Here is a 26,396-nt window from a genome sequence, read left to right on the forward strand (position 1 = left end):
ATGATTTACCAAACATAACAAATGTCCCACTGACAAATAATGAATGTACGACGTAAGAAAAAAGATCCGCTATTTGGACCTGCAATAGAAAATGTACGAAGGAGGGATGGCGATTGCCAGCAAAATCGAAATCGAGATCCGGTGCCCGCGTGAAGCTGAATTCTATGTCGCTGACCGAAGAAGATTACAAAGAAATCGCCAAAAAGCATAAGCCTAAAACTAATATTTTCGGGAACTGCCTGAAGGCGTTTCTTGTCGGGGGACTGATCTGCCTGATCGGACAATGCATCCAGCAGCTATTTATGACATTCGGAGGCATGACTTCCAGGGAAGCAAGCAGCCCGACGGTTGCCGTGTTGATCATTATTTCCATCATTCTCACCTCTTTTGGAGTGTACGACAAAATCGCCCAGTGGGCCGGTGCGGGAACGGCGGTGCCCGTGACCGGGTTCGCCAATTCCATGTGATCTTCGGCGCTGGAATCCAAGGCGGAAGGTTTGGTTTTGGGCGTAGGGGCCAATATGTTCAAACTTGCGGGATCCGTCATCGTTTTCGGCGTCGTCGCGGCCTTTTTGGTCGGCGTGGTGCATGTCATTTTCGGTTTGGGAGGATCGCACTGATGATGCTAACCGGCTTGCAGTCCTGGGAATTTAAATCGAAGCCGGCCATTATCGGAGCGGCGACCGTGGTCGGCCCGGAAGAAGGGCAAGGCCCGCTGTCGGGCGATTTTGATTTCGTGTACGACAATCTGGAGATCGACGAGAAGACTTGGGAAAAAGCCGAGCGCAAACTTCTCGAGCACGCCTCGGCGCTGGCGCTGGTGCATGCGGGCATTTCCCGGGAAGAGCTTCAATTTTTTATCGGCGGGGATCTCATGAATCAGATCATCAGCGCCACTTTCGCAGCCAGAAAGATCGGAGCTCCTTATTTGGGCGTCTTTGGAGCATGCTCAACCTCGATGGAAAGCCTGGCACTCGCCGCCTTGATCGTGGATGCCGGGGGAGCGAACTATGCGCTCGCCGGAACGGCCAGCCATAACTGTACTGTGGAGAAGCAGTTCCGGTATCCTACGGAATACGGCTCGCAAAAACCCCCGACGGCGCAATACACGATTACCGGTTCCGGCGCCGCGGTGGTCTCCTCCAAAGGCTCGGGGCCGCGCATTACGCATGCAACCATCGGACGGGTTCAGGATCTTGGCGTGAAGGACCCGTTCAATATGGGGGAAGCAATGGCACCGGCTGCGGCCGATACGCTTGTCGCCCATTTCCGCGATACGGGCCGGGGACCGGAGGATTACGATTTAATCGTGACCGGCGACCTGGCAACGGTTGGACACGCCATCGTTAAGGATGTCCTGGAGAAAGATGGCGTATCCATGAACAAGACGAAATTCAATGACTGCGGACTGATGATTTACGACCGGGACAAGCAGCCTTTCGTGCTCGCCGGAGGAAGCGGCTGCGGGTGCTCCGCGGTCGTGACTTACGGACATATTTTGAAAAAAATGAAAAAAGGAGAGCTGAACCGGGTGCTGATCGTGGCGACGGGAGCGCTGTTGTCTCCGCTGTCTTATCAGCAAGGGGAGAGTATCCCGTGCATCGCCCATGCGGTAGCTCTGGAAAGGGAGGAAGGATTACGATGATATTTCTGTGGGCATTTGTCATAGGGGGATTGTTTTGCGTCGTCGGTCAAATTATGTTCGATGTGTTTAAACTGACTCCGGCGCATACGATGAGTACTTTGGTGGTGATCGGGGCAGTCATGGATGCGGTGGGATGGTACGATCCGCTCGTTAAATTTGCCGGCGCCGGCGCTTCCGTACCGATCACCAGCTTCGGCAATTCACTCGTGCATGGCGCGTTGACCGAACTGGAACGGGACGGATGGATCGGGGTCATCACGGGGATCTTCGATGTAACCAGCGCAGGGATCTCCGCGGCGATCATCTTCTCATTTTTGGCCGCGCTCGTCGTTCGTCCGAAGGGCTGATCACGAGATACAGAAGCTTCTGGAGTTGCCTGTTAAAGCAAAACCTTCAGCCGCCGGCTGAAGGTTTTTTTGTCATAGTTTCGGAAGGTTCCTCACCCTGAAATAATTCAACAACGCTCCCGAAGGGTCTCGAGTATACTTCTTGGACTTACATCATGTACAATAGGAAGAAATAAGCAAAGACAGCATAGATGCGAGAGGACGATCAAATGTCTGGAGGGAATAAACGTGCCCGTAAATGAGCAATCGATGACAACATTGACCGCCGTAAAAGACAATTTGGAATCATGCATTCTTGGAAAATCTTTTGAAATTAATTTGCTGCTCACCGCTCTCCTTGCCGGCGGCCATGTGCTGATCGAAGATGTCCCTGGAACCGGGAAGACGCAGTTGATCAAAGCGCTTGCCAAGTCGATGGACGGCGATTACCGGCGCATTCAATGCAATCCGGATATTTTGCCGAGCGATATTACCGGCGTATCGGTATTTCATCCCCACGAGGAACGGTTTGTGTTCCGTCCCGGACCGGTGATGACAAATATTTTGCTGGCGGACGAGATCAATCGGGCAACGACGAAAACCCAGTCCGCGCTGCTGGAGGTTATGGAAGAGCGCAGCGTTACTGCGGACGGCGTAACTTATCCCTTGCCGAATCCCTTTATGCTTTGCGCCACACAGAACCCGATCGATTTTGAAGGTACTTATATGTTGCCTGAAGCCCAGCTAGACCGCTTTATGCTTAAAATCGGAATGGGGTATCCCGATACGGCCACCGAAAAAAACATGCTCTTCACCCATAGTCAGGGACAGCCTGTCGACCAGTTGCGCCCGGTGACCACTATGGAACAAATCGCCGCCATTCAACGCGAAATCCGCGAAGTGCACATCGGCGAGTTGCTGACGGACTATCTTCTGGAAATCGTGCGGCGTACCCGGGAACATGAAGCCGTGCTGCTGGGCGCGTCGCCCCGGGCTTCGCTCGCCTTTATGACGGCGGCTAAAGCATTCGCGTTTTTGCAGGGACGCTCTTACGTCTTGCCTGACGATTTAAAAATTCTGGCCCCTTACGTGCTTGGACACCGGATTTTGCTGCGTCCCGAATCCCGGCTGGACAGCATGAATTCTGGCCAAGTGTTGCAGCAGATTTTACGGCAGGTTCAGGTGCCGATATCTGCGGGACGGTAATTTATGCGTGCGGTACTGGAAACATTCAGATCTGGGCTCTCCTCGCTGAACTTTTGGAAGATAGCCTTATTGTGGCTGGTATGTTTGTTTTACGTATTGTTTCAAGGCGGCAAAACGTCGTTGATGCTGTTTACGATGGTATCGCTATTGGCTTTATACTGGGTGATCGGCGGCTTGGGCGGAATCAAGCGCGTGAAAGGCTCGCGCAGCTTATCGCAGGAAGGCGAAAGGTCGGGAATGCTGAAAGCCGGGGACCAAGTCCATGTCAAGCTTCAGGTACAGCCTCCGAAATTTATGCCGCTTTCTTACATCGTGGTCAGAGAACATTTGCAGCGGCACAATGGGGACTCCTGGATGTTCGAAGACAGCGTTGTTCCTCATTTTCGCAAAGAGAGCACAATCATGTATCAGACGCCTCCGCTGGAGCGGGGAAAGTACGTATTTACCGGCACGGAGTGCCATTCGGAAGATATTTTCGGCCTAATGAAGCATAAAGGCGTATTCGAGACCGGCGGGGAGTTCCGTATTCTTCCGAGGACCGTGTTTATTCCCCATTGGCGGCTTCAGAGCCGTAATTCGCGCCTGGCCGGACCGGAAACCGCGGTGGCCCTGTCTCGCAGGGAAACGACCCAGATCAACGGGGTCCGGGATTATATTTACGGCGACCGGATTTCCAGGATTCACTGGAACGCAACGGCGAAGACGGGGACCTGGAAATCGAAGGAATTTGAACACGAATCGCTGCCGAAGACGATCCTGGTGCTGGATGCGCATTCGATCAGCTACGTACAGCCTTCCCAATTCGAATTGGCGGTATCGACAGCCGCATCGCTCCTGGAATACGGGGCACGGGAGAGAATCAGCATGGGGCTGTGCACCTTGGGCAAAAGCTTCCGCGGATTTCTTCCGGCGGAAGGATATCTGGAGCGCCAGCAGATGCTTCATCATCTGGTGGATATTAATGCGGACGGTTACGGCGCCTACAAGGATAAGCTGGAGGCCAAGCGGGAGTATTTCCCGTCGGGCGCGTTTTTTATTTTGATCAGCCCGCTGGCCGATGATAAGATGCTCGGTATTATGCGCTGGGCCAAATCGCGTTATATGACGCCGTATCACATTCATACGGCGAATTCGGGTACAGGTGCAAGCCGGCAAGGGCAATGGAAAGCGGCTCTTCAGGAAAGAGGGATGAAAGGGGTTTCAATCTCTTCGCTGAGCGAACTTCCTTCAGCTCTGGGAGGTGGCCGATGATGAACCGTTCCAAAGACCGCCGGTTTTCCTGGTACCGCATACTTTCGGTATTATGGCTGCTTCTGATCGCCATGCCATGGATTGATTATACGGAACCTTTATGGTTTGAAGAGACTACAGCTCTTGTTACCGTGACGCTGTTAACGGTTGCCGCGATCGAGATGCTTCCTTTGGGAGCCGTCTGGCGCTGGGTCATAAAAGCCATTGCGGTAATCGTAGTCTGGCGGATCGTATTGGTCGCCTATCAAGTGTATATTCCGGCCGGCAGATGGTTTCCGGATCAGTTACGCGAGATGGCCCAGCAATTTACGCCTTATATTTGGTTTTCATTGGCGGCCTGGGCGTTTTTTGAACTCGCGCTGGAACTGCTGACCGGAAAAAAACGTATTTTGATCTTTTTGGCCGCTGACCTGGTGGCTTTTGCCATCCTGGACTCATTTACTTCCTATTATTTATGGCAAAATGTAGCCTGGACGGTGTTCGGGGGACTCGGATGGCTGGTCAGCCTGCACTTCCGCTCATTTCAGCTCAAATATCCGCAAGGCTGGAGCCGGCTTCGGAGCCAGCCGGTTAAGATCGCCGCCAATATACTTGTTATTTTTGCCTGCGTTCTCTTGATCGGAATCAGCATGCCGTCGGTATCTCCGGTGTTAACGGATCCGTATACCGCATGGAAAAACAGGGAGAACGGAGCCGGGGGGAGCGCCGCAATTCCGGCCTCCGCGGCGGCGGGAGCCGTCACGATTATTGCTCCGCAAGAAGTCATCTCCGGCTATAGCCGGGACGACACGGAGCTTGGCGGCGGTTTTGAATTCAGTTACAGCCCGGTGATGTCGGTGGATACATCCGTTAGATCCTACTGGCGCGGAGAGACGCGCCGGAATTATACCGGCAAGGGATGGATGGACCTGCAAGATGAAGCACGGAACTACGAAGTCTACCAGGGAAGCTCCACCGGAGAGTTGCCGGGCACGAAAATTGCTCCGAAAGCAACCATTATGCAGGTAGAGCAAACGATTACGATGCAAAACGAGGAAGTCTATCCCGTATTGTTCGGCGGTTATTCTATCGGTAGCGTGGAACTTATGGATGAGGAGCAGCAAACCGGGGCAACCATGATGTGGGCGCCGAAAGAAGCCGAGCTCCACTGGGGCGGGAACAAGCAGGCTTTGAGCAGTCAGGAACCCGTGGAACGCCTCTATCCGAAAAAATATAAAGTTATGGCGAACATCCCGGTCATTCCGCTGGAAGAAGTACAGCAGGCTACTTTCGAGGAACTGTACACGGGTACGCAAGACAGTGAATATCTGCAAATCCCGTCTGAGTTTCCGGAGCGGATCCGGGAGCTTGCCGTTCAGGTTACCGCTGAAGGTTCCACGCCTTATAAGAAGATGGAACTCTTGCAGGCCTATCTCCGGCAAAATTATGAATACACCAATAAACCCGACTTGTCCCGAATAGAAAGCGAGGACTTCGTGGATTCATTTCTGTTCGAGATCAAGCAAGGATACTGCGATTATTATTCCACTTCTATGGTAATGATGGCGAGATCGCTGGGTATTCCGGCACGTTGGGTCAAAGGGTATGCGCCGGGCAACCAGCCTGAACCCGAATACATGCAGCGATTTCCGGAATCGGGGATGGCATACCGGGTGAATAATGCCGACGCGCACTCCTGGGCTGAGCTGTATTTCGGCGACTACGGTTGGATTCCGTTCGAAGCAACTCCCGGTTTTGACGCACCGGTACTGTATGAACAGGACGGAAGTGTAGTGACAATTACAGACGAAGCCTTGTTGGATAGCGGGACCGCCAAACAAGACGCTGGCTTCTTGGATGAAATAAACCCGAAGGCGATCCGAAACGTATTTCTGGTTGCGCTTGCGATAGTTTTGGCGTGGGCTCTGTACCAAATGCGGGCCGCGTTTTACTATGGATTTTACAGATTGCGCCTGGGACGGCCTTTGACGATTGAGGAGAAGATTGTTCTGGAGACGCATCGCGTAGTCCGCAGACTGCGGTGGCGAGGGTTTGAGCGGAGCGGAGACGAAACGCTAAGGGAATCATTTGGCCGCTGGAAAGAGAAACAGCCGGAACTGACGGCGTCCCTGGACGCGCTGCTGCGGGAATTTGAGCGGGCTAGTTATAGCCGGCAGGCGTTTTCGCCGAATCAATGGAAAATCGTCCAGGAGATCTCCCGCAAGCTGATCCGGATGACCCGGAGAAGAACCGGCGGACATGTTACGCAACGTTTCAGAATATGACGGCAAGTTGACTAATCCCCGGTGCTTGCACCGGGGACGTTTTCTTTTTTAAAATATAAATATAAAGCAGGGACAGAATATGGTATAGTTTGTCGTATGAAACCGAGGTGAACGTACATTGTTTGAAAGATTTTTGCCAAAACTGCGGGTCAACAGCGTCTTTGATATCGACCTCCAAGGCCTGTATGAACAAGGGTACCGGGGAATCATTACGGACCTGGACAACACGCTGGTCGGGGCCAAAGCCCCTTTGGCTACGCCCGAACTGGTGGAATGGTTCGAAAAGGTAAAGAAAGCCGGATTTAAACTTGTGATCGTGTCAAACAATAATTTGGACAGGGTGTCAGTGTTCGCCACCCCCTTAAATATTGAGTTCGTGCATAAGGCGAGAAAACCGGCGGGGTCCTCATTCCGGAAAGGAATGGAAATCATGGGCCTTGACCCGAAAGAGACGATCGTAGTCGGCGATCAAATGATGACCGACATATTGGGAGGCAACCGGCAGGGGTTGTTTACCGTTCTGGTACTTCCGATATCTGCCGGCGACGAGGGTTTCGGCACCCGCATTAACCGGCGGTTGGAGCGGATCGTCAAGCATCGTTTAGGGAAATCGGGATTATGGCTTGAGGAGGAAAAACAGAAATGACAGACAAGCGGAGCGAAGAACGACAATTCCGCTGCAGCGGCTGCGGGATCAAACTGCAGAGCGAAGAGCAGAACCAACCGGGGTATACCCCGAAGCAGGCACTTACGCGGGAGCCGGTCATTTGCCAGCGGTGCTTCCGGATCAAAAACTACAATGAATCCTCATCGGTTACGGTGGAACAGGACGAGTTCCTGCGGCTGCTCGGTCAGATCGGCGGGAAAGAGGCACTGGTCATTCACATCGTCGATATTTTTGATTTTCACGGCAGCGTGATTTCGGGGCTTCAGCGTTTTATCGGTAATAACCCGGTACTGCTCGCGGTTAATAAAATCGATCTGCTGCCCAAAGTGACCAATTGGAACAAGCTGCGGAACTGGGTACAAAAAGAAGCGAAGGATCTCGGGCTGAAAATTGAGGACGTCGTGCTCTGCAGCGCGAAGCAAAGCAGCGGCTTTGACCGCCTGCTGGAAGCGTTGGCAAGATACCGCGGCGACCGGGACGTGTACGTGGTCGGCGCGACGAATGTCGGCAAATCGACGCTCATCAACCGGCTGATCCGCGATTACAGCGATCTCGATCAGGAACTGACCGTGTCCAGATATCCGGGAACGACGCTGGATATGGTGCATATTCCGCTGGACGACGGGAGATCGATTATCGATACGCCGGGCATTATGTATCCGTCAAGATACAGCGAGATCGTGAGCCCGGAGGATCTGGGCATCCTTTTGCCGGACAAACCGTTGAAGCCGACGGTGTATCAGTTGAATGAAGGGCAAACCATTTTCTTCGGCGGATTTGGACGTTTCGATTTTATCCAGGGGGAACGTCAATCGTTTACCTGCTTCGTGAGCGGGCGGGTTCCGCTGCACCGGACCAAGCTGGAACGCGCGGACGAATTGTTTGCGGATCACGCGGGCGAACTGCTGGCCCCTCCAACCCGGGAAAACCTGGAGAAGCTTCCGGAATGGACGCGGCATGAGTTCCGGGTTGCGAAAGGGAGCCGGTCCGATCTGTTTATTTCCGGTTTGGGCTGGATCAAAATAAATAATGAATCGGGTGCGGTTGTGGCTGTTCATGTGCCCAAAGGCATTAAAGTGATGATTCGGCCTTCGGTGATCTAGTCTTTTTCTCGTTTACGGAAGGGATCAAAGGGGGAAAACTATGAATGTCATAGAGAAAGAGCGGGAGGGAAATCCATTGCCGCTGTTGCTTGGCGTCATGGGGAATCCGATCATTCAGTCCAAGTCTCCGGCGATGCACATGGCGGCGCTTCAGGCTGCGGGTATCCAGGGAAGTTACGTACCGCTTCACGTAAAGGAAGAACGTTTGCAGGAAGCGGTTCAGGGGATACGCGCGCTGGGTTTTCGCGGCGTCAATGTAACGGTTCCGCATAAAGTCGAGGTTATGAAATACTTGGACGAGATCGATGAAGGAGCCCGTGCCATCGGTGCGGTCAACACGATCGTCAATGACGGCGGAGTGCTGAAAGGCTATAATACGGATGGCATCGGCTACATCCGTTCATTGAAAGAGGAAGCTGAGCCGGATTTGTCCGGAAAGCGGGTCATGGTGCTCGGTTCCGGCGGCGCTGCGCGCGGCATTGTGCATGCCCTGCTGCAGGAGGCGCCTGCCCGGGTAACCGTGGCGAACCGTACGGCGGAGAAGGCGGAGAATTTGGCCCGGGAATGGAGCCATCTCGGTCACCTTCAGGGTTGCGGCATGGACGAGGCCGGGGATCTGTTGCCGGAAATTGATATTTTGATCAATACAACCTCCGTCGGGATGTATCCGCATCCCGGACAAATGCCGTTGGATGCGGCTAAGCTGCCTTCCGGTATCGTCGTCAGCGACCTTATCTATAATCCGCTCTGGACGGAACTGCTCGTTCAGGCGGAACGGAAGGGCTGCACGGTCCATAACGGAATCGGGATGTTCGTTTATCAAGGCGGATATGCCTTCGAGTATTGGACCGGCAGGCCGGCTCCCGTGGAAGCGATGCGGTCCGCGGTGCTAAGCAGTTTGGCTTAGCCGCTGACGAGGTATGGCCTAGCCGCCGTTTTGGCGCCCCACGATTTCATCCAATCGGGTATGAGGCGTACGACGCAGTCGTTTCTGGCTTAATTAACTGGATTTTCTCCAGTTAATTCCTCGATTTAAGCGATCGAAGGAATTTAACTGGAAAACCTCCATCTAATATGACCGGAATCGCTTTTTACTCAATTGGATCGGCTAATTAACTGGAGGGTTTCCAGTTAATTAGGATGATTCGAGCGATAACCGCCAAATTAGCTGTATATTTTCCAGTTAATTATGCCTTTGATCGGATCATCCGGGCCAATGAGTCAATGGTTATGCCCTATATCTCCAATCAACTATTTTACATTTAGAGGAGTTTTGAAATTACATGCTTACAGGAAAACAAAAACGTTATTTGCGGAGCCAAGCTCACCATCTTCAGCCGATTTTTCAGGTTGGCAAGGGGGGCACGAACGATCAGATCATCCGGCATATTTCCGAAGCGCTGGAACGCCGGGAATTGATTAAAATTTCCGTGCTTAACAACAATTTGGACGATCCGAAGGAAATTGCCGAAGAGCTGGCTTCCGGAGCGGAAGCTGAGTTGGTTCAACTGATCGGAAGAACAATTGTATTGTATAAGGAATCTCGCGAATATAAACAGATCGAGCTTCCTTAAGCGGCAGAGGGGGATGTGGACATGAAGAGAGTCGGCATTATGGGGGGAGCTTTTGATCCGATCCATTTGGGACATTTATTGGCTGCGGAAGCTGCGCGCGAACAGTATCGTCTCGAAGAGGTCTGGTTCATGCCTTCTCATATTCCTCCCCACAAACACCAGGCCGGTGTCAGCGGGGAGCAGCGGCTCGCCATGGTGGAAGCGGCGACGAGTAGCCATCCGGCATTCAAAACGCTCGATATCGAGCTGCGCCGAGGCGGGGTATCCTATACCGTCGATACGATAAAAGAGCTTCGCGGCCAGCATCCGGACTTGAAATTGCATTTTATCATCGGGGCCGACATGGTCAATTACCTTCCAAAATGGGAAGGGATCGAGGAATTGACGGGCATGCTCCGGTTTATCGGTCTGCAGCGTCCCGGAAGTTTTCTTGAACTTGATGCGCTGCCGCCATATATTCAGGACGCGGTGCTTCTTGCCGATATGCCGCTCGTCGACATTTCTTCCAGCCTGATCCGCAAAAGAATCTCCAGCGGATTGTCGGTGCGTTACATGGTGCCCGAAGCGGTGTATGAATATATCGTAAGGAGCGGATTGTATGGAATACACTCGTGATCAATTGATCGGGATCGTCTCCGGACAAATGCCGGCCAAACGTTGGAAGCATGTCGAAGGCGTGATGGAAACGGCGGTGATTCTGGCGAATCGCTTTGGCGGCGATCCGATTAAAGCGGATTTGGCCGCGCTGCTGCACGATTTGGCCAAATTTTGGCCGATCGAGCGGCAGGAAGCCGTTATCCGTGACAATGGCTTGAACCCGGAGCTACTGGAGCATGACAAGCAGCTTTTACACGCGGAAGTCGGCGCTTTTATCTCGCAACGCGATTACGGTATTGCGGATCAAGAGGTGCTGGATGCCATAAGGTATCATACATCGGGCCGCGTAGGCATGACGAAATTGGACAAGATTGTCTGTCTGGCCGATTATATGGAGCCAGGGCGGGAGTTTCCCGGCGTCGAGCGGATTCGCGAACTGGCCGAGCACAGTCTGGAGGACGCGCTGATCGCCGGATTCGATTCGACGATTTCCTTCCTGCTGGAGAAGCGGAAGGCGATTTTTCCGCTAACCGTTTTGGCCCGAAACGATCTCATCAAAGCAAACAGAGCTTTTTTATAAGCTACAACATCTATCTAACTAGGAGGCTGAATGAATGCCGGTATCACCAAATGAATTGCTCAGTATCGCGGTGGCAGCCGCGGAAGACAAAAAAGCGATGAATCTCGTGGCGCTGGACCTGAAAGGAATCTCCATGATTGCCGACTATTTCGTCATCTGTCACGGCAACTCGGACACGCAAGTACAGGCCATCGTAACGGAAGTGCGCAAACGCGCCCAGGAAGCTGGCGTACAGATTCGCGGCATCGAGGGAATGAACTCCGCCCGTTGGGTGCTCATGGACTTGGGAGATGTCGTAGTCCATGTATTCCACCGGGACGAGCGGGAGTATTACAATATCGAGCGTCTGTGGTCGGACGCAAAAGTAGTGGAGAACGTATGAGCCTTATAGCGGGAACGATTATTTCTCTTCCCGTTGATCGGGAAGTGTCGCCTTACGGCTATTTTCTCAGCGGAGGTACGCAGGACGTGCTCCTTCATTACTCGGAGTTGACTCGCAAAGTGCAGCCGGGCGAGACGGTCGAAGTGTTCTTGTTCTACGATACGGAAGACCGGTTGGCCGCAACGATGAAAAAACCGTATCTCACGTTAGGTGAGCTTGCGTTGCTGGAAGTAGCCGACGTGCATCCGCGGCTCGGCTGCTTCCTTGAAATGGGATTGGGACGGCAATTGTTGCTGCCGATCCGGGAGCTCCCCGAACTTCGGGAGCTGCATCCTCAAGTGGGGGACCAGGTCTATGTCGTGATGGAGCATGACAAGCAAGGACGCTTGAAGGCCAAGCTTGCCGGGGAGCAGGAACTCGCTCCGCACGCTTTTCACGCGCCGACGACCTGGAACAACCAATGGATGGAAGCGGTAGTTTATAAACCGCTGCAAATGGGGACGTTCGTCATCGTGGACGGAGGGGTGCTTGGATTCGGAGCGATCGGCATGATCCATTCCTCCGAGCGCATCCGGCTGCTGCGTTTGGGCGAGCGGGTCAAGGTCCGCGTTTCGCATATCCGCGAGGACGGGCGAATCAACCTGTCGATGGTGCCCCGCAAAGAAATCGGCCGCGACGAAGATGCCGATCGCATTCTGGCTTACCTGGAGAGCCGTCCCGGCGGAGGGATGCCGTTCTCTGACGCTACCGCGCCCGACCTGATCAAGCAGCGGTTCGGCATTAGCAAATCAGCGTTCAAGCGTGCGCTCGGCAAGCTGATGAAGGAAGGCAAGATCACGCAGAGCGAGAATTGGACCTACCTGGCTTCCGCATTGAAGGACAAGGAAGAGACCAAACCGGAATAAGCCGATGATCCACAATGATCAAATTGAGCGATTCTAAAACACGAATTTCAAATAAACTGTACCTGCAACGACAGATGTGCGGAAATGAAAGTGCGGTGACAGCCATGGTATCATACCGAAAGTTTGCCTATGTTTACGATGAATTGATGGAAGACATGCCTTATCCCGACTGGATACGTTTTGCCCGTCAAGCCTGGGAAAAGCACGGCATGCCGAAAACGGTAGTGGACCTCGGTTGCGGAACGGGCAGTATTACCATTCCGCTCGTAAACGCCGGTTTTGATGTAACCGGAATCGATCTGTCTTCGGATATGCTGGCGGTAGCCCGGCGCAAGATGGAAGGGACGCCGCAGGGCTCCCGCTTGTTCCGCGATGGCGGCGTGCGTTGGGTCCAGCAGGATATGACGGAATGGGAAATGCCCGAACCGGTCGATTCGGTAATTTCTTTTTGCGATTGCCTGAATTACCTGCTGGAAGAGGAGGACATCGTCCGTACTTTCCGCAGAACCTATGAAGGGTTGAAGCCGGGCGGTACTTTTCTGTTCGATGTTCATCATCCGAATACGCTGCGTCGCTATGAAGAGGAGCAGCCGTTCATTTGGGACGAATCCTCCGTGGCTTACATCTGGACCTGCGAGCGGGATGATGCGCGGGATGAAATCGAACATCATCTCACTATTTTTGCCCGTGAAGAGGAGAGCGGCCCCGGTCTGTACCGGCGTTTCGAGGAAAATCACGTACAGCGGGCTTACGATCCGGAATGGATGAAGAGCCAGTTGTTACGGTGCGGATTCCGGGATGTCACCTGCTACGCGGACTTCGAGTGGATGGAAGCGACGGCGGATGCGGCCAGACTATTCTATGTCGCTGTAAAATAGGGATCGGGAGACACTTCGATATCGGGCTTCTCCTGAGTAGGAAAAGACCTTGTCTTGGATCTCCAGGCAGGGTCTTTCTGCAGAATGAAGACTGTTCTTGATTTTGATTGGATAAAATCCAACCAGCCACACGGAAGCCGACTACCAAGGAGGTCTGATTGGATAAAATCCAATCAAAAACCATATTTCCGCACGGGTCGAGGGAAAATGGTCTGTTTCCCTGGATTTTTTCCAAGCGAAGCACGGAAACGGCAGCCGCAGGACAGAGTCCGCTGGATTTTTTCCAATGAGAACAAAACCGATCGGTGCACCTACACCCCAACAAATTCATGCATCAATGGTCTGTTACTTAAAACTATCCCGTTTTGATACTTCGCGGCGGCGGTTTTACTTGGTATAATTTAAGCAGCACCTTGTAAATTGCGGGAGGGCGGGCCGGCACAGCGATCCGGACACAGGCTATTCATGAAGAAAGGCGTCATCTTGTCCATATCGATGATCGGACTATTTATTGATTAATGCAGGTAGTTTAAGCCGGAGAATGAGCTCCAAGGATTTCAAAACGTACATACGGCATAATAAACGCGCGTTTATTTCTGGGAATTTGACGGACGAGTTCGGCTTGTAATCCAAACTATCTTTGCCGCCTATTGAAGCAAAACAAGGGAATTCTCGATTATTTTAAAGGTGAAGGAGATTGTTTCGATGAACAATAAGGTGATTTTATTCCAAGGAGATTCAATTACGGACGGGAATCGCGATCGCGGGACCGATCTTAACCATGTGTTGGGGCATAGCTATGCTTATATGATTGCTGGGAAGCTAGGTCATGAAAATGCAGCGCAAAGACCGCTGTTCGTGAACCGCGGAGTGAGCGGGGATCGCGTTTCCGATTTGTACGCACGGTGGAATGAAGATGCGATCAGCCTTAAACCGGACCTTATTAGCATTTTAATCGGCGTGAACGACGCCTGGAGAATCGTATCCGGCGAACCTAGCGGGGCGACGGACCGGTTTGAAAAGGCTTACGTCCATTTGCTGACCGAAACTCGGGAAGTGTTGCCGCAAGCGAAACTGGTATTATGCGAACCATTCACCCTGAAAACGGGGGCAACGCAGGAAAATTGGGATCATTGGACGGAATTGATGACGAAATATCAAGCCCAGGTTCGTGAGTTGGCGGATCGGTTCGATGCCGTTTTTGTTCCGCTCCAGGATGCTTTTGACGCCGCGGAGAAGACGACGGATGCAGCTTATTGGTTGTGGGACGGGGTGCATCCTACGGCAGCGGGCCATCAACTGATTGCCGAGCGCTGGCTTGACGTAGTTGGCCGGAGCGGGTTGCTGGATTAAAGAGATTTAGGACACTACCGGCAAGGCTGAGCAGAAATACTGCCAGCCTTTTTTTGTGGATCGTTACCTGTCCGATTTGAGAGTTAGCGGTTCCGGATTAAGTCCGGGATCAGGATTCAGAATTATGGATCAAGGTATGCGGCCGGTGTTTGAAGACTTTGCCGAAAGGGTAATTTCTCGGAATAGAATGTTAATTAGCTGATGTTCTGGATATTTCGTCGTCGGCTTGTTTTTATGGCTTGAGGAGCCGTTTAGGCCTGATTTAAAAATTAATTAGTTATTGCGATTAGATTTCAGTATAATTAAACATAGATCAGTCTGCATTATTCTAGAGAGGATTAACCGCATAATGAATGAAGCAAATACGAAACCAGCAAATACGGCAAAGCCGAACCGGCGGCCCAAATCGTCGCCGCCTCCGGTACGGATTTATTCCCTGGGCGGAATCGGCGAAATCGGCAAAAACATGTACGGCATCGAATATAAGAATGAGATCGTTATTATTGATGCCGGGTTGAAATTTCCGGACTCCCGGTTATCAGGCATTGATTATATCATTCCGGATATCACCTATTTGATCGAAAATCGTCACAAAATCAAAGGTTTGTTCCTGACGCACGGGCATGAGGACCATATCGGGGCACTCCCGTTTGTGCTTCGCCAGCTCTCCGTTCCCGTTTACGGCGGTCCGCTGACGATCGGTCTGGTCCGTGCCAAGCTGGAGGAATACCGCATGCTGGGCGAAGTCAAGCTGCATGTATTCGAGGAAAACGACCGTTTCGATTTCCAGCAGCTATCGGTGCATTTTTTCCGGACAACCCATAGCATTCCCGATGCGTTCGGGATCGTCGTGGATACGCCTTACGGAGCCGTTGTCCATACGGGCGATTTCAAGTTTGACTTTACTCCGGAAGACCGGCCGGCAGACTTGTTCAAAATGGCGAGCGTTGGCGGCGAGGGCGTGCTCGCGCTCTTGGCGGACAGCACGAACAGCGAGAAGGATGGCTTTACCCCTTCCGAACGCAGGGTAGGCAGCGCCATTCTGGAAACTTTCCGGCAGTGCGACGGAAGGATTCTGTTTGCCACTTTTGCGTCGAATGTCCACCGGTTGCAGCAGGTTGTCGAGGCGGCTATGCAATGCAACCGCAAAATCGCCGTCATCGGCCGCAGCATGGAAAAAGTATTCGCGATAGGGCAAGACCTGGGCTATATCCGCGTCCCGGAAGGCATGCTGATCGACGTCAAACACATCGACCGTTACGAAGACCGTCAAGTGCTGATTGTTTGTACAGGCAGCCAGGGCGAACCTAATGCCGCGCTTAGCCGAATCGCATCCGGTGCGCATCGCTCGGTACAGATTTATCCCGGCGATACCGTTATCTTTTCCTCGTCGCCGATTCCCGGCAACACGCAGAACGTCAACCGAAGCATCGACATGCTGATGCGGGCGGGGGCCGAGGTGATCTATGGTTCCATCTTTGACATCCACACTTCAGGCCATGGAAACCGTGAAGATCTGAAATTGATGCTAAGCTTCATCCGGCCCAAATTCTTCATCCCGATCCACGGCGAATACCGGATGCTGTTGAGTCATAAGAAGCTGGCGCTTCAAACCGGCCTGACGGAGGACCGGACATTTATCTTGAACATCGGAGATACCCTGTCGATTTATCGTAACCGCGCCAAACGCGGCAGAACGATTCCTGCGGGAGAAGTGTTTATCAGCAATGGTGAGATGAGGGCGCGGGAAGACGAATTGATGGAAGAGCGACTGGAATTGTCCCAGGAAGGGATCGTCATCGTGGTCATGACCCTGGACCGGAAGACCGGACAGATTTTGGCGGGACCCGATATCGTGACCCGCGGCTTTGTATACATGCAGGATGCCAGACCGTTGTTAAGACGGGCGGAGGCGGTACTGAAACGCAATCTGACGAAACAGGCTGAGCGAGAAGCCTATGACCGGGCCATCTGGATTCGGACGATTCATCGGGTCATGCGGAAGTACTTTATGAAAGAGGTTGGACGAGCGCCTCACATTATGCCTTCTATTTTAGAGGTATAAATCACCATATATGAAACATGAAATAAGCTTCCCGGTCAGGGAAGTTTATTTTTTTTAATGTATTTAATTAATTGACCACTTGTACATAATTTCGTATAATGTGTAAAAAAATAGAAGATTGAGAGGAGGGGCCAAATGAACAGCGTTTCTGCGATTCGTTCTTTGATTTATCATCAAATTGAGAGTAAAGGCTTCAACTTGAACAGCTTGTCAAACCGGTCGGGAATCAACCGGGGCACCCTCAGCGCTATTTTGAACGGCAATCCCCCCAGGCCGATCTCAATCGGTCAACTGGATCTAATAACGGAAGCGTTGGAGCAACCGCGCGGGAAGTTTTATTCGTTATATATTGACGAATGCGTGGATACGGTACAACCTAACCGGCGAAGACTGAAATCCTTTCTTTTGCGCTGTGCCGACATCGGCGAACTGGAATGCATAAACCGGGTGCTTACTCGATTAATGGAAGACCTGAGCTATATCCCGTTGATTTTCGATATCGCTGAACAGCTTTACGGGGAAAAGAAATATGAGGCATCCCGCCCCTTTTACAATGCGGTCGTGGACAGCGAGAAATATCAACACGCTGAACGGCTCGCGATAAGTCAATACAGGCTGTTCAGGCTTGCTTTGGGCGATGATATGGAGCAGAATCTGCTGGCGTCGAACCGCTTTGAACCTTACCGGAAACGTTTGCCGGAGGATTACCAGCTTGAAGCGCTGCTGCATTTGGCTAATGTGTATTATACGCTGCAGAAATGGGACCGGGTGCTGGTTTATGCAGATGAATTAAGAGATCTGGCCAAAGCGGTATATAAAGATTACGAGCGGGCGTTTTTGGAGCGCAAGCCGTTTGAGCTGAGATGCGAAAGACATTTGGTGGTGTATTACGGGCAGGGATATTTGCTTAAGGGGAATGCTTTGGAGCATCAAAGACATTATGAAGCCTCCGCCAAATATATCGAAGGCTACGCGGATCTTAGCTGGTTTGTCGGACTAAACGATCTGGGAAAACAGGAAGTAGAGAAGTTCAAGCTTTTTGCCAAGCTCAATTTGTTCAATCTGGAAGTTCTGCAAGGCAATAAATATATTCTTCCGGCCTATGTCCAACTTCTTAAGGAACATCCATACGAATTGCTCCCCAGTCTGCGGACGATTATTGAAGCCGCTAACATTAACGGTTTTTTTATCGATGATTTGTTGAACCAATTTCAAATTGACACCAGTCTATATATGCAATTCGATAATTACTATCTATCGGTTATGAACAAGGACAGATATTTGGATTTGTGCTATAACTTGATAGTCTATTCCCTTAGGAAAAAGGATAATATGGAAGCGATGGAGAAAATTATTTATAGTCTCAAATATTCCATATCCATTAACAACAAAGAACACTTCATGAAGATTGTGCCATTATTTGAGCAGTATCGGGCTTACGCATCCAAAGAACAGCTTAAGGAATATGAATCTATCATGGAAGGGGTGTTGAAAAATGCGGAAATGGGTGTTGGCCTTAGTGCTTGTGATTAGCCTGGGTGCCGGCTTTGCGGGAGGAAGTGTTGCGCATTCCGGTTCGGTAACTACATTTGCTAACGGTTCGGGGGCTTAATTTCTGAATAATTACTTTGCTCCGATCACATAAGCCGGTTCTATGGGATAAGTCTCATAGAGCCGGCTTTTGTTTCGTTAGCTTCATTTGAAATGAATAAATACTAAGAAAAGTACGGATTAATCTGCAATTATTGCCTAGTTTGGCCCTTATGTTCTATGAGATAATGAACGGAGAAATCATCCGGATCGGGTGAAAATATATATGCTAGTATGACATCAACAGGAGGGAATGGCAGTGATTGAGAAAAGTTCTAAGCTGCAAACTACCCCCAAGGTCGTGACGTTCGGGGAAAGCATGGCCTTGCTGCTGGCCCAAGGGGGAAAGGGACTGGAATATACCGGATCGCTTGAGCCTTCGTTCGGCGGTGCGGAGAGCAACGTGGCGATCGGGTTGGCCCGGCTCGGACATACTTCCGGCTGGTGCGGGCGTTTGGGGAACGATCCGTTCGGCCATCGAATCTATAAGGCGATCCGTGGCGAAGGTGTGGATACGTCCCGCGCACAGTTGACGGACCAAGCCCCAACCGGCCTGATGATCCGGGAAAACGTTGCGGGCAAAAGCTCCGTCTATTACTACCGGAAGCTGTCTGCCGCAAGCTATATGACTCCGGATGATCTGGACGAAGAATACATAGCCGGAGCCCGAATATTGCATGTGACCGGCATTACGCCCGCCTTAAGCGTCTCCTGCATGGAAACGGTGGCAGCGGCGATGGATATGGCGAAGCGGCATGGCGTGAAGGTAAGCTTTGACCCTAATCTGCGCCTTAAGCTATGGAGCGTGGAGGAAGCGCGCAAGGTTCTGTTGCCGCTTGCGATGAAAGCGGATTATTTCCTGCCCGGACTCGACGAACTGAAGCTGCTATATGATACGGATTCCATGGACGTCATTATTTCAAAACTGAGCGAACTACCGGGAGAGAGTATTATTAAAGGCGGTGAGGACAAAACCTATTTGCTTGAAAAGGGATCAATATCTTCGGTGCCTTACTTCAAAGCCGAGCATGTGATCGATACGGTGGGAGCGGGAGACGGCTTCTGCGCCGGTTTCCTGGCAGGACTGTTGAGAGGACAGAGCTTGGCAGAAGCGGTCCGTCTTGGCAATCTAATCGGTTCACAAGTCATCCAGGCGGCAGGCGACTGGGAAGGCTTGCCGACCGCAGCGGAGATCGAACGGCTGCTTGCGGGGCAGAGCCATGTGGAGCGGTAGAAAGATAATCGCCTTACCCGAATAGAGATGAATCGCACAAAACAAGCCGGTAGGAGTTCCGACCGGCTTGTTTTGTGCGTTGGCGTAAATCTATCTTGCCATCCAGCCGCCGTCTACGCAAAGCACGTGGCCGTTCAAATAATCGGCAGCGGAGGATGCCAGGAAGACGGCAGGACCCTTTACGTCTTCCGGCGTTCCCCAGCGTGCGGCCGGAATGCGGTCGGTGATGGAGGCGGTTCTGTTCTCGTCGGCGCGAATCGGCGCTGTGTTGTCCGTAGCCATATATCCCGGAGCGATCGCGTTGACTTGGATGCCGCTCGCCGCCCATTCGTTGGCGAAGGCCTTGGTTAAGCCGGCTACCCCATGTTTGGAAGCCGTGTACCCGGGAACGTTGATGCCCCCTTGGTAAGAAAGCATCGAGCAGATGTTAATGATTTTGCCGCTGCCTCGTTCAATCATGTGACGGCCGGCGATTTGAGAGAGCAGGAATACGGTATTAAGGTTGATGTCGATGACGTCGAACCAATCCTTCGCACTGTGATCCTTAGCCGGCGTACGGCGGATAATGCCGGCGTTGTTGACCAGGATATCGATATGCCCCGTCAGTTTGAGCGCCTCGTCAAACGTTTCCTGAAGCTTGCCGTGATCGCTGAGATCCACTTCAATGCCGGAAGCTTTTTTGCCTAGGGCCGTAACCCGGTCTACGGTTTCCTGACTTGAGCTTATCGATGCGCAAACGATATCGGCGCCCGCTTCCGCGAGTCCTACCGCGATGCCTTGACCGAGACCGGCGGCTGAGCCGGTGATCAGGGCCGTTTTTCCAGTAAGATCGAATAATTTCATAAGTAAACACTCCTTAGAGATATTGGATGAACCATGAAATGAAACAGAGTTACATTACTCAATGATAATTCCTGCGTCTGAATAAGGCCGGCCAACCTCATCCGGAAGCTTGCCGTCCGTAATAATCCGCGTCAGCTCGTTCAATGAAGCAAAGGTGCGGAGAGCGGTTTGCCCGAATTTATGATGATTGACGACCGCGATCACTTCGCGGGCCGTTTCGATCAGCGCGCGTTTGAATTCGATCAAGTCTCCGGTATAAATGGACAGCCCGTGTTCGGGATGGATCCCCGTTGCGGAGATGAACGCTTTTTGAATATTCAGTTCCCTAACGTAGGAGGTAGCCTCCGGTCCGGCGAGCATGTTGCGGACCCGGTAGCCGCCGGGGACGACGAGACGGATATTGTCTTTTACGGCCAGTTCGCTGACGATGTACACATCGTTCGTGATCACGGTAAGAGGCTGATTGTCCAGCCGGCGGGCAATTTCCAGCGTCGTGCTGCCCCCGTCAAGCGCGATGATATCGTTTTGCTTGATATGCATTAGCGCTTTGCGGGCAATGTCCGCCTTTTCGTCGGCATGCTTGATTAGCGGCTCCTTGGCGGGAAGAATACCGAACTGGTCTCCTTGAGCCAGCACGGCTCCGCCATGAACGCGCACAATCAATCCCTGCTCCTCGAGCCGGGTAAGATCCTCGCGGATCGTTTTGCCCGTAACCCCCAACTTTTCGCTCAGCTCCGCCACGGTAACTTCTTTGCTCGTCAGCAGAACCTCCATAATTTTTTCGTATCGTCGTATCGAACTCATTTTCGTTTCCACGCTTCCGTTTGAATTTACTTCTTATTTTAAATCTTTCATCGGAACGGCGTCCATATCGGCGTAGGCTTTGTTATCACCAGCCATGCCCCAGATAAACGTATAATTGCTTGTGCCGACCCCGCTGTGGATCGACCAGCTTGGCGAAATGACGGCCTGTTCGTTTCTCATGACGATGTGGCGCGTTTCGCTCGGCTCACCCATGAGATGGAACACGACGGCATCTTCGGGAAGATCGAAATACATATAAGCTTCCATCCGGCGAGGGTGGACATGCGAAGGCATCGTATTCCACATGTTGCCGGTCTTGAGCTGGGTCATCCCCATCACAAGCTGCGCGCTTTGAATGCCGTTCTCATGGATGAAACGGTGAATCGTCCGGTCGTTAGAGTTTTCGATCGAGCCTAATGCTCCGGATTCGGCTTCCGCCAGCGTAGTTTTTGTTGTAGGGAATTGTTGATGTGCCGGTGCCGAGTTTAAATAAAATTTGGCCGGGTTCGAGGCTTCTTTACTCTTGAAGAGGACCTCTTTTGAACCCATACCCACGAACAAGCAATCCTTGGTGTCAAGTTCGTATTCGGTTCCATCAACGACGATAACGCCCGGTCCGCCTACATTAATGGCCCCCAGTTCGCGCCGCTCCAGGAAATAGGACACGCCCAGTTCCTTCAACTCGACCCCCAGCTTCACGTCTTGATGGACCGGTGCCGCTCCGCCGACAATCATCCGGTCTTCATGCGTAATTACTAGCTCCAATTTGTCGGGCGTAAACAGTTTCGGAATGTGAAATTCCTGACGCAGCCGGGCGGTATCGAATTGTTTCACTTCATGGGGATGGGAAGCATAACGTCTTTCCACAAAAAATCCTCCTCTTTTTGTTTGTTTGGGTTTATAATGTTCATATAGGTTTACATTAATCCCTTTTGGTTCATTTTGCAAGCGAACTCTTCACAATGGCAAGATTTGAAGGGAAGAAGTGCTGAAATAAGTGGGGTCAGGGCTTTAAATTTCTGATTTCAGCGAGTTATGCAGTCGTGGTAGGATGAAGGGACAAGAAAGCGGAGGGGATATAAGAAGCTACGGCAAGAGAATTGATTTTGAACATTATTTAATATAAAAAATCCTAGAAAAGAAAGAGAGAGGAATTCTCATGAAAAAATTGCAGCTCATACAAAAAATCGTGGAAGAAGGCGTTGTTGCCGTATTGCGCGGGGACACTCCGGAACAAGTGGTGGAAATGGCCGACCAGGCGATTGCCGGCGGCATCAAAGTAATTGAAGTGACGATGACCGTGCCGTTTGCGCTGCAGGCCATTGAAACATTGTCCCGCAAGTATGCCTGGGATTCGAAGGACCCGGCCAGCTTTGCCATCATCGGCGTCGGAACGGTGCTTGATCCCGAAACGGCGCGCGCAGCGATTTTAAGCGGTGCCCAATTCGTCGTCGGCCCTTGTCTGAACCGGGAAACCGTGATGCTGTGCAACCGGTACCGGATTCCGGTTATGCCGGGTGCGATGACGATTAAGGAAATCCAGGAATCACTGGAACTGGGCGCGGATATCGTCAAGTTGTTCCCGGGCAACCTGTACGATCCGTCGATGATCAAGGCGATCAAAGGCCCGCTCCCGCAAGCCAATATCATGCCGACGGGCGGAGTGTCGCTGGATAACCTCGGCGATTGGATCAAGGCCGGCGCGGTGGCCGTGGGCATCGGTTCGGACCTGACCAATGACGCTTTGAAGCAAAAAGACTATACTTTGGTGGCGAAAAAAGCGGCGGCATATAAAAAAGCATTCCTGCAAGCCAAGTGCTTATCTCAAGTTAAATAAGAGGGTGTAATCTTCATATCCTATCATCCATACCGGCAACGCCGCGCGCTGAATGTTCAGCCGGGCGTTGTTTTTATTATATTGATCGGGATGGGAGGCGCCGGTTTGCAAAATGAAAGGACCTCCACGCTTCGGGAGGTCCTTAGATTATGGTGCTTGCTAATCCAGCGTATACGGTTTAAGTCCGGCCGGAAGCGGAGAAGGGCGCTCGCAGCGGCTGGTCATTTCATAGTAACGTCCGGAATCGGACGAGTGATGAAAGGCCCACATCGCTTCGAGCACATGATAGGCGAGCTCGCCGTTCGCCCGGTGCGGGCGGCCGTTCAGAATGGCATACGCCATATCGGCGGGACCGATCCCGCGGCTGTTGCTCTCATATCCCGGCACCAGCGGCTGCTCCGTCCATTCTTCTTCGCCGAGGCGGCGATATTTCACGGGGCCGCCGAAGGTGTTCGGATCCGGCACCAGCAAGGAGCCTTCCGTGCCGTGGATCTCGATCGGCGGAAGGCTGCTGCCGCCGAAAATATCAAAGCTGGTGATCAGGCTGGCGATGGCCCCGCCCTCAAACTCCAGCGTTCCGGCGACATGCGTCGGAACCTCCACCGGAATGACCGATCCGCGCTTCTTCTCGCTGGTAATTCTCCGTTCCGGCAATGCCTTGCCGGTGATTCCGGCGATTCGGGCGATCGGTCCGAGCAACTGCACGAGCGCCGTCAGATAATACGGTCCCATGTCGAACATGGGTCCGCCCCCCGGCGCGTAGTAAAATTCCGGATCGGGATGCCAGTGCTCATGGCCCCGGCTCATCATGAACGCCGTGGCCGAGACCGGCCGCCCGATCACACCGTCTTCAATCAGCCCGAGCGCGGTCTGGATGCCGGCACCGAAAAAGGTTTCCGGTGCGCATCCCACCATCAGTCCTCTGGCCTGAGCTTCTTCAAGTACCAGCCGTCCCGCTTCGAGTGAGACGGTGAGCGGCTTTTCGACGTAAACATGCTTGCCGGCTTTCAGCGCATTCAAGCTGACCTCGGCGTGCACCGCGGGCACGGTCAGGTTAATAATGATGTCGATTTCCGGATCGGCCAGCAGTTCCTCGGTGGAACACGCCCGGGGAATGCCGTAGGCGGCAGCCTGTTCTTTGGCTCGATTCAAATCCAGGTCCGCGCAGGCCACCAGATCCAGTACCTCGAATTTCGGGCAATTTTCCATATAGATGCCGCTGATTTTTCCGCAACCGATGATGCCGACTTTGATCTTATCCATAGCTTGTTCCATCCCTTTATGCGTCATATTGGCTGTCGCCCATCCCGCTGTAGCCGAAACCTCCGCCGGATGATCCATCCTCGTTTTGGGAAGCCGCCCGTTGTTTGCCGTCCGCGGCCCAGAGCATGCCCCGGGTCATGAGTTCCTTGACCGGCGGCAGCGCCACGATGTCGGCATGATGGCCCAGCGAGTTGTAATACACCCGGCCATAACCCCAGCGCTTGGTCCAAACGACCGGCATATCAACCGCTTTATTGAACCGGTGCGGACCGTCTACGACCGGAAAACGGGTCGTGGCCAACACCTCGATAGCAGGGTCGACATGCAGATAATACTGTTCCGTCCGTACGGCAAAATCACCGATGCCATCCACCAGGGGACTGGAGCTTTGCTTGATCTCCACGTTGTACTCAACGCCATCGTTTCCCGGATGCGCCACCCATTGTCCGCCGGTCATAAATTGCCAGTCCACATTGTTGCGGAACGAATCGCACATGCCGCCATGGCATCCGGCGAGTCCGGTCCCGGCCTGGACCGCGGCCGACACGTTGTTTACAAGTTCCTGCGAAATTTCGCCCATCGTCCATACCGGGACGATTAAGTCCAGGCCGAGCAGTTTTTCTGCATCGCCAAAAGCCTCCAGCCTATCCGCAACTTCGACCTCAAAGCTTTGTTCCCGCAATACCTCGGCAAAAATCGCCGCAACCTGCTCCGGTTCGTGACCGTCCCAACCGCCCCAGACGATTAACGCTTTTTTCATGATGATCGAGTCTCCTTCAATATTTCGGATTTCATATGATTACGACTGAGATTACATCTCCGATAAATCCACCCAACGGCGCTCGTCCACCGAACGTTCGACCGCTTCCAATACGGCCTGGCATTTAACCCCGTCGCGGAAATTCGGCTCCGGCTGCCGGCCTGCCGAGATCGCTTCACCCAGCTCCAGTACTTCATGAATAAAGGTGTGCTCAAATCCAAGCGTATGCCCCGGCGGCCACCAGGCCTCCGCATAAGCATGGGCGGGATCTGTCGCCACAACGCGGCGGAAGCCCTGAACATCCTCGTCATCCGAAGTAAAGTAAACTTCGAGCTCATTCATCCGTTCAAAGTCGAACTTGACGCTGCCCAGGCTTCCGTTGATTTCGAACGCATTGGTTGAACGGTGTCCCGCCGCAAAGCGCGTCGCCTCGAAGCTGCCCAGCGCCCCGTTCTCAAACCGCGCCAGAAACAAGGTAGCGTCGTCCACGGTAACCGGGCCTTTCGGAGCGTCCTTGCCTTTGCCGCCCTTGGCGCTCAGCCCGGTCATTTCGTCCGCGAGCGGCCGCTCTTTGATAAACGTTTCGCTCATGCCGATCACTTCGGAAATGTCTCCGACCAGGTAATGGGCCAAATCGATAAGATGCGCCCCGAGGTCGCCATGCGAGCCGGAACCGGCAATCTCTTTTTGCAGCCGCCATACGAGCGGGAACTCCGGATCGAGAATCCAGTCCTGCAGGAACCAGGCTCTGAAATGATAAATTTGGCCAAGCCGGCCGCTTTCCACCAGCTTTTTGACAAGCTTGACCGCCGGGGAGAACCGGTAGTTAAATCCGACCATATGGCATACCCCCGCTTCCTCAGCGGCTCGCAGCATTTCACGTGAATCGTTTAGTGTAAGCGCTAACGGTTTTTCGCAAAAAATATGTTTTCCCGCCTTTGCGGCAGCTAGCGCGATTTCTTTATGCGCATCGCTCGGGGCGTTGATGTCGATCAGATCGATATCGTCCCGGGCCACAAGCTCTTTCCAGTCGGTGACGTATTGTCTCCAGCCTAATTGCTCCGCTGCCCTTTGAACGGCCTTGCCGTCCCTGCCGCATAATACCGCCATCTCCGGTTTTACCGCCTCAGGAAAAAACATAGGCAGCGTACGGTAGGCGTTGCTGTGGGCTTTTCCCATAAATTTGTAACCGATCATTCCGACGCGAAGCTGATTCATACAATCCCTCCATCACAGATTCAAATTTGAAATGATGAACGTAAGTCCATT

The 26,396-nt window shown here is 52.6% G+C and carries 25 protein-coding genes and 1 pseudogene; 20 read left to right on the forward strand and 6 right to left on the reverse strand.

Translation table 11 applies throughout. The features are described 5' to 3' along the window. The first annotated feature begins 113 nt into the window (after positions 1-113). The 19 genes and pseudogenes from spoVAC (at position 114) to ACLB09_RS00990 (ending at position 19,620) form a co-directional block, all read left to right on the forward strand. Positions 114-620, forward strand: a pseudogene (spoVAC, locus tag ACLB09_RS00900) (stage V sporulation protein AC). After that, a complete protein-coding gene (spoVAD, locus tag ACLB09_RS00905; protein ID WP_410767869.1) occupies positions 620-1,645 on the forward strand; it encodes a stage V sporulation protein AD in 1,026 nt (341 codons plus the stop codon). The pseudogene spoVAC and the gene spoVAD overlap by 1 nt, the downstream one beginning before the upstream one ends. Beyond that, on the forward strand, positions 1,642-1,992 hold the full coding sequence (spoVAE, locus tag ACLB09_RS00910; RefSeq protein ID WP_410767870.1) for a stage V sporulation protein AE: 351 nt from the start codon (positions 1,642-1,644) through the stop codon (positions 1,990-1,992). The genes spoVAD and spoVAE overlap by 4 nt, the downstream gene beginning before the upstream one ends. 249 nt (positions 1,993-2,241) lie before the next feature. Further along, positions 2,242-3,177 (forward strand): AAA family ATPase, encoded by a 936-nt coding sequence (locus ACLB09_RS00915; protein WP_410768968.1) that lies wholly within the window; start codon positions 2,242-2,244, stop codon positions 3,175-3,177. Positions 3,178-3,180: 3 nt separating this feature from the next. Continuing rightward, a complete protein-coding gene (locus ACLB09_RS00920; protein WP_410767871.1) occupies positions 3,181-4,428 on the forward strand; it encodes a DUF58 domain-containing protein in 1,248 nt (415 codons plus the stop codon). Beyond that, the gene (locus ACLB09_RS00925; RefSeq protein ID WP_410767872.1) at positions 4,425-6,692 is read left to right on the forward strand and encodes a DUF4129 domain-containing transglutaminase family protein; all 2,268 of its coding nucleotides are present in this window, start codon (positions 4,425-4,427) and stop codon (positions 6,690-6,692) included. The genes ACLB09_RS00920 and ACLB09_RS00925 overlap by 4 nt, the downstream gene beginning before the upstream one ends. 118 nt (positions 6,693-6,810) lie before the next feature. Continuing rightward, positions 6,811-7,338 carry a YqeG family HAD IIIA-type phosphatase gene (locus ACLB09_RS00930; protein ID WP_410767873.1) on the forward strand — a complete coding sequence of 176 codons (528 nt, stop codon included), beginning with the start codon at positions 6,811-6,813 and terminating at the stop codon, positions 7,336-7,338. Further along, entirely contained in the window at positions 7,335-8,462 is a 1,128-nt protein-coding gene (gene yqeH / locus ACLB09_RS00935; protein WP_410767874.1) for a ribosome biogenesis GTPase YqeH, read from the forward strand. The genes ACLB09_RS00930 and yqeH overlap by 4 nt, the downstream gene beginning before the upstream one ends. Positions 8,463-8,502: 40 nt before the next feature. Further along, on the forward strand, positions 8,503-9,369 hold the full coding sequence (aroE, locus tag ACLB09_RS00940) for a shikimate dehydrogenase (RefSeq protein WP_410767875.1): 867 nt from the start codon (positions 8,503-8,505) through the stop codon (positions 9,367-9,369). Between the two features lie 376 nt (positions 9,370-9,745). Beyond that, complete coding sequence (gene yhbY, locus ACLB09_RS00945) at positions 9,746-10,036, forward strand: ribosome assembly RNA-binding protein YhbY (protein WP_410767876.1); 291 nt, start codon at positions 9,746-9,748, stop codon at positions 10,034-10,036. A 21-nt stretch (positions 10,037-10,057) separates the two neighbouring features. Further along, on the forward strand, positions 10,058-10,651 hold the full coding sequence (locus tag ACLB09_RS00950; RefSeq protein WP_410767877.1) for a nicotinate-nucleotide adenylyltransferase: 594 nt from the start codon (positions 10,058-10,060) through the stop codon (positions 10,649-10,651). Further along, entirely contained in the window at positions 10,635-11,213 is a 579-nt protein-coding gene (gene yqeK / locus ACLB09_RS00955; RefSeq protein WP_410767878.1) for a bis(5'-nucleosyl)-tetraphosphatase (symmetrical) YqeK, read from the forward strand. Before ACLB09_RS00950 ends, yqeK begins: the two co-directional genes overlap by 17 nt. A 34-nt stretch (positions 11,214-11,247) precedes the next feature. Continuing rightward, positions 11,248-11,595 (forward strand): ribosome silencing factor, encoded by a 348-nt coding sequence (gene rsfS / locus ACLB09_RS00960; protein ID WP_410767879.1) that lies wholly within the window; start codon positions 11,248-11,250, stop codon positions 11,593-11,595. Next, positions 11,592-12,500 (forward strand): CvfB family protein, encoded by a 909-nt coding sequence (locus ACLB09_RS00965; protein WP_410767880.1) that lies wholly within the window; start codon positions 11,592-11,594, stop codon positions 12,498-12,500. The genes rsfS and ACLB09_RS00965 overlap by 4 nt, the downstream gene beginning before the upstream one ends. Positions 12,501-12,604: 104 nt before the next feature. After that, a complete protein-coding gene (locus tag ACLB09_RS00970) occupies positions 12,605-13,378 on the forward strand; it encodes a class I SAM-dependent DNA methyltransferase (protein WP_410767881.1) in 774 nt (257 codons plus the stop codon). A 705-nt stretch (positions 13,379-14,083) separates the two neighbouring features. Continuing rightward, complete coding sequence (locus ACLB09_RS00975; RefSeq protein WP_410767882.1) at positions 14,084-14,731, forward strand: SGNH/GDSL hydrolase family protein; 648 nt, start codon at positions 14,084-14,086, stop codon at positions 14,729-14,731. A gap of 349 nt (positions 14,732-15,080) precedes the next feature. Further along, complete coding sequence (rnjA, locus tag ACLB09_RS00980) at positions 15,081-16,796, forward strand: ribonuclease J1 (RefSeq protein ID WP_410767883.1); 1,716 nt, start codon at positions 15,081-15,083, stop codon at positions 16,794-16,796. Positions 16,797-16,931: 135 nt separating this feature from the next. Beyond that, complete coding sequence (locus ACLB09_RS00985; protein WP_410767884.1) at positions 16,932-18,329, forward strand: XRE family transcriptional regulator; 1,398 nt, start codon at positions 16,932-16,934, stop codon at positions 18,327-18,329. A gap of 316 nt (positions 18,330-18,645) precedes the next feature. Further along, the gene (locus ACLB09_RS00990) at positions 18,646-19,620 is read left to right on the forward strand and encodes a sugar kinase (RefSeq protein ID WP_410767885.1); all 975 of its coding nucleotides are present in this window, start codon (positions 18,646-18,648) and stop codon (positions 19,618-19,620) included. A 90-nt stretch (positions 19,621-19,710) separates the two neighbouring features. Here ACLB09_RS00990 and kduD read toward each other — a convergent pair whose 3' ends face one another. The 3 genes from kduD to kduI are packed head-to-tail and all read right to left on the reverse strand — an operon-like array spanning position 19,711 to position 22,134. Beyond that, a complete protein-coding gene (gene kduD, locus ACLB09_RS00995) occupies positions 19,711-20,463 on the reverse strand; it encodes a 2-dehydro-3-deoxy-D-gluconate 5-dehydrogenase KduD (protein WP_410767886.1) in 753 nt (250 codons plus the stop codon). A gap of 54 nt (positions 20,464-20,517) precedes the next feature. Further along, a complete protein-coding gene (locus ACLB09_RS01000; RefSeq protein WP_410767887.1) occupies positions 20,518-21,267 on the reverse strand; it encodes a DeoR/GlpR family DNA-binding transcription regulator in 750 nt (249 codons plus the stop codon). Positions 21,268-21,300: 33 nt separating this feature from the next. Beyond that, entirely contained in the window at positions 21,301-22,134 is an 834-nt protein-coding gene (gene kduI / locus ACLB09_RS01005) for a 5-dehydro-4-deoxy-D-glucuronate isomerase (protein ID WP_410767889.1), read from the reverse strand. 292 nt (positions 22,135-22,426) lie between these two features. Between kduI and ACLB09_RS01010 the strand changes: the two genes are divergently transcribed. Then, positions 22,427-23,104, forward strand: coding sequence for a bifunctional 2-keto-4-hydroxyglutarate aldolase/2-keto-3-deoxy-6-phosphogluconate aldolase (locus ACLB09_RS01010; RefSeq protein WP_410767890.1), 678 nt, complete (start codon positions 22,427-22,429; stop codon positions 23,102-23,104). Positions 23,105-23,263: 159 nt separating this feature from the next. Here the strand turns inward: ACLB09_RS01010 and ACLB09_RS01015 are convergent, their stop codons facing one another. From ACLB09_RS01015 to ACLB09_RS01025, 3 genes are read right to left on the reverse strand one after another with little or no spacing between them, the layout of a single operon-like run. Further along, complete coding sequence (locus tag ACLB09_RS01015) at positions 23,264-24,367, reverse strand: Gfo/Idh/MocA family protein (RefSeq protein WP_410768969.1); 1,104 nt, start codon at positions 24,365-24,367, stop codon at positions 23,264-23,266. A 16-nt stretch (positions 24,368-24,383) separates the two neighbouring features. After that, the gene (locus ACLB09_RS01020) at positions 24,384-25,127 is read right to left on the reverse strand and encodes a ThuA domain-containing protein (protein ID WP_410767891.1); all 744 of its coding nucleotides are present in this window, start codon (positions 25,125-25,127) and stop codon (positions 24,384-24,386) included. A gap of 51 nt (positions 25,128-25,178) precedes the next feature. Then, complete coding sequence (locus tag ACLB09_RS01025; RefSeq protein WP_410767893.1) at positions 25,179-26,345, reverse strand: Gfo/Idh/MocA family protein; 1,167 nt, start codon at positions 26,343-26,345, stop codon at positions 25,179-25,181. Positions 26,346-26,396: the final 51 nt, after the last annotated feature.

Origin of the sequence: Fontibacillus forbon, assembly GCF_046559655.1 — a bacterium.
Taxonomy (GTDB): Bacteria; Bacillota; Bacilli; order Paenibacillales; family Paenibacillaceae; genus Fontibacillus.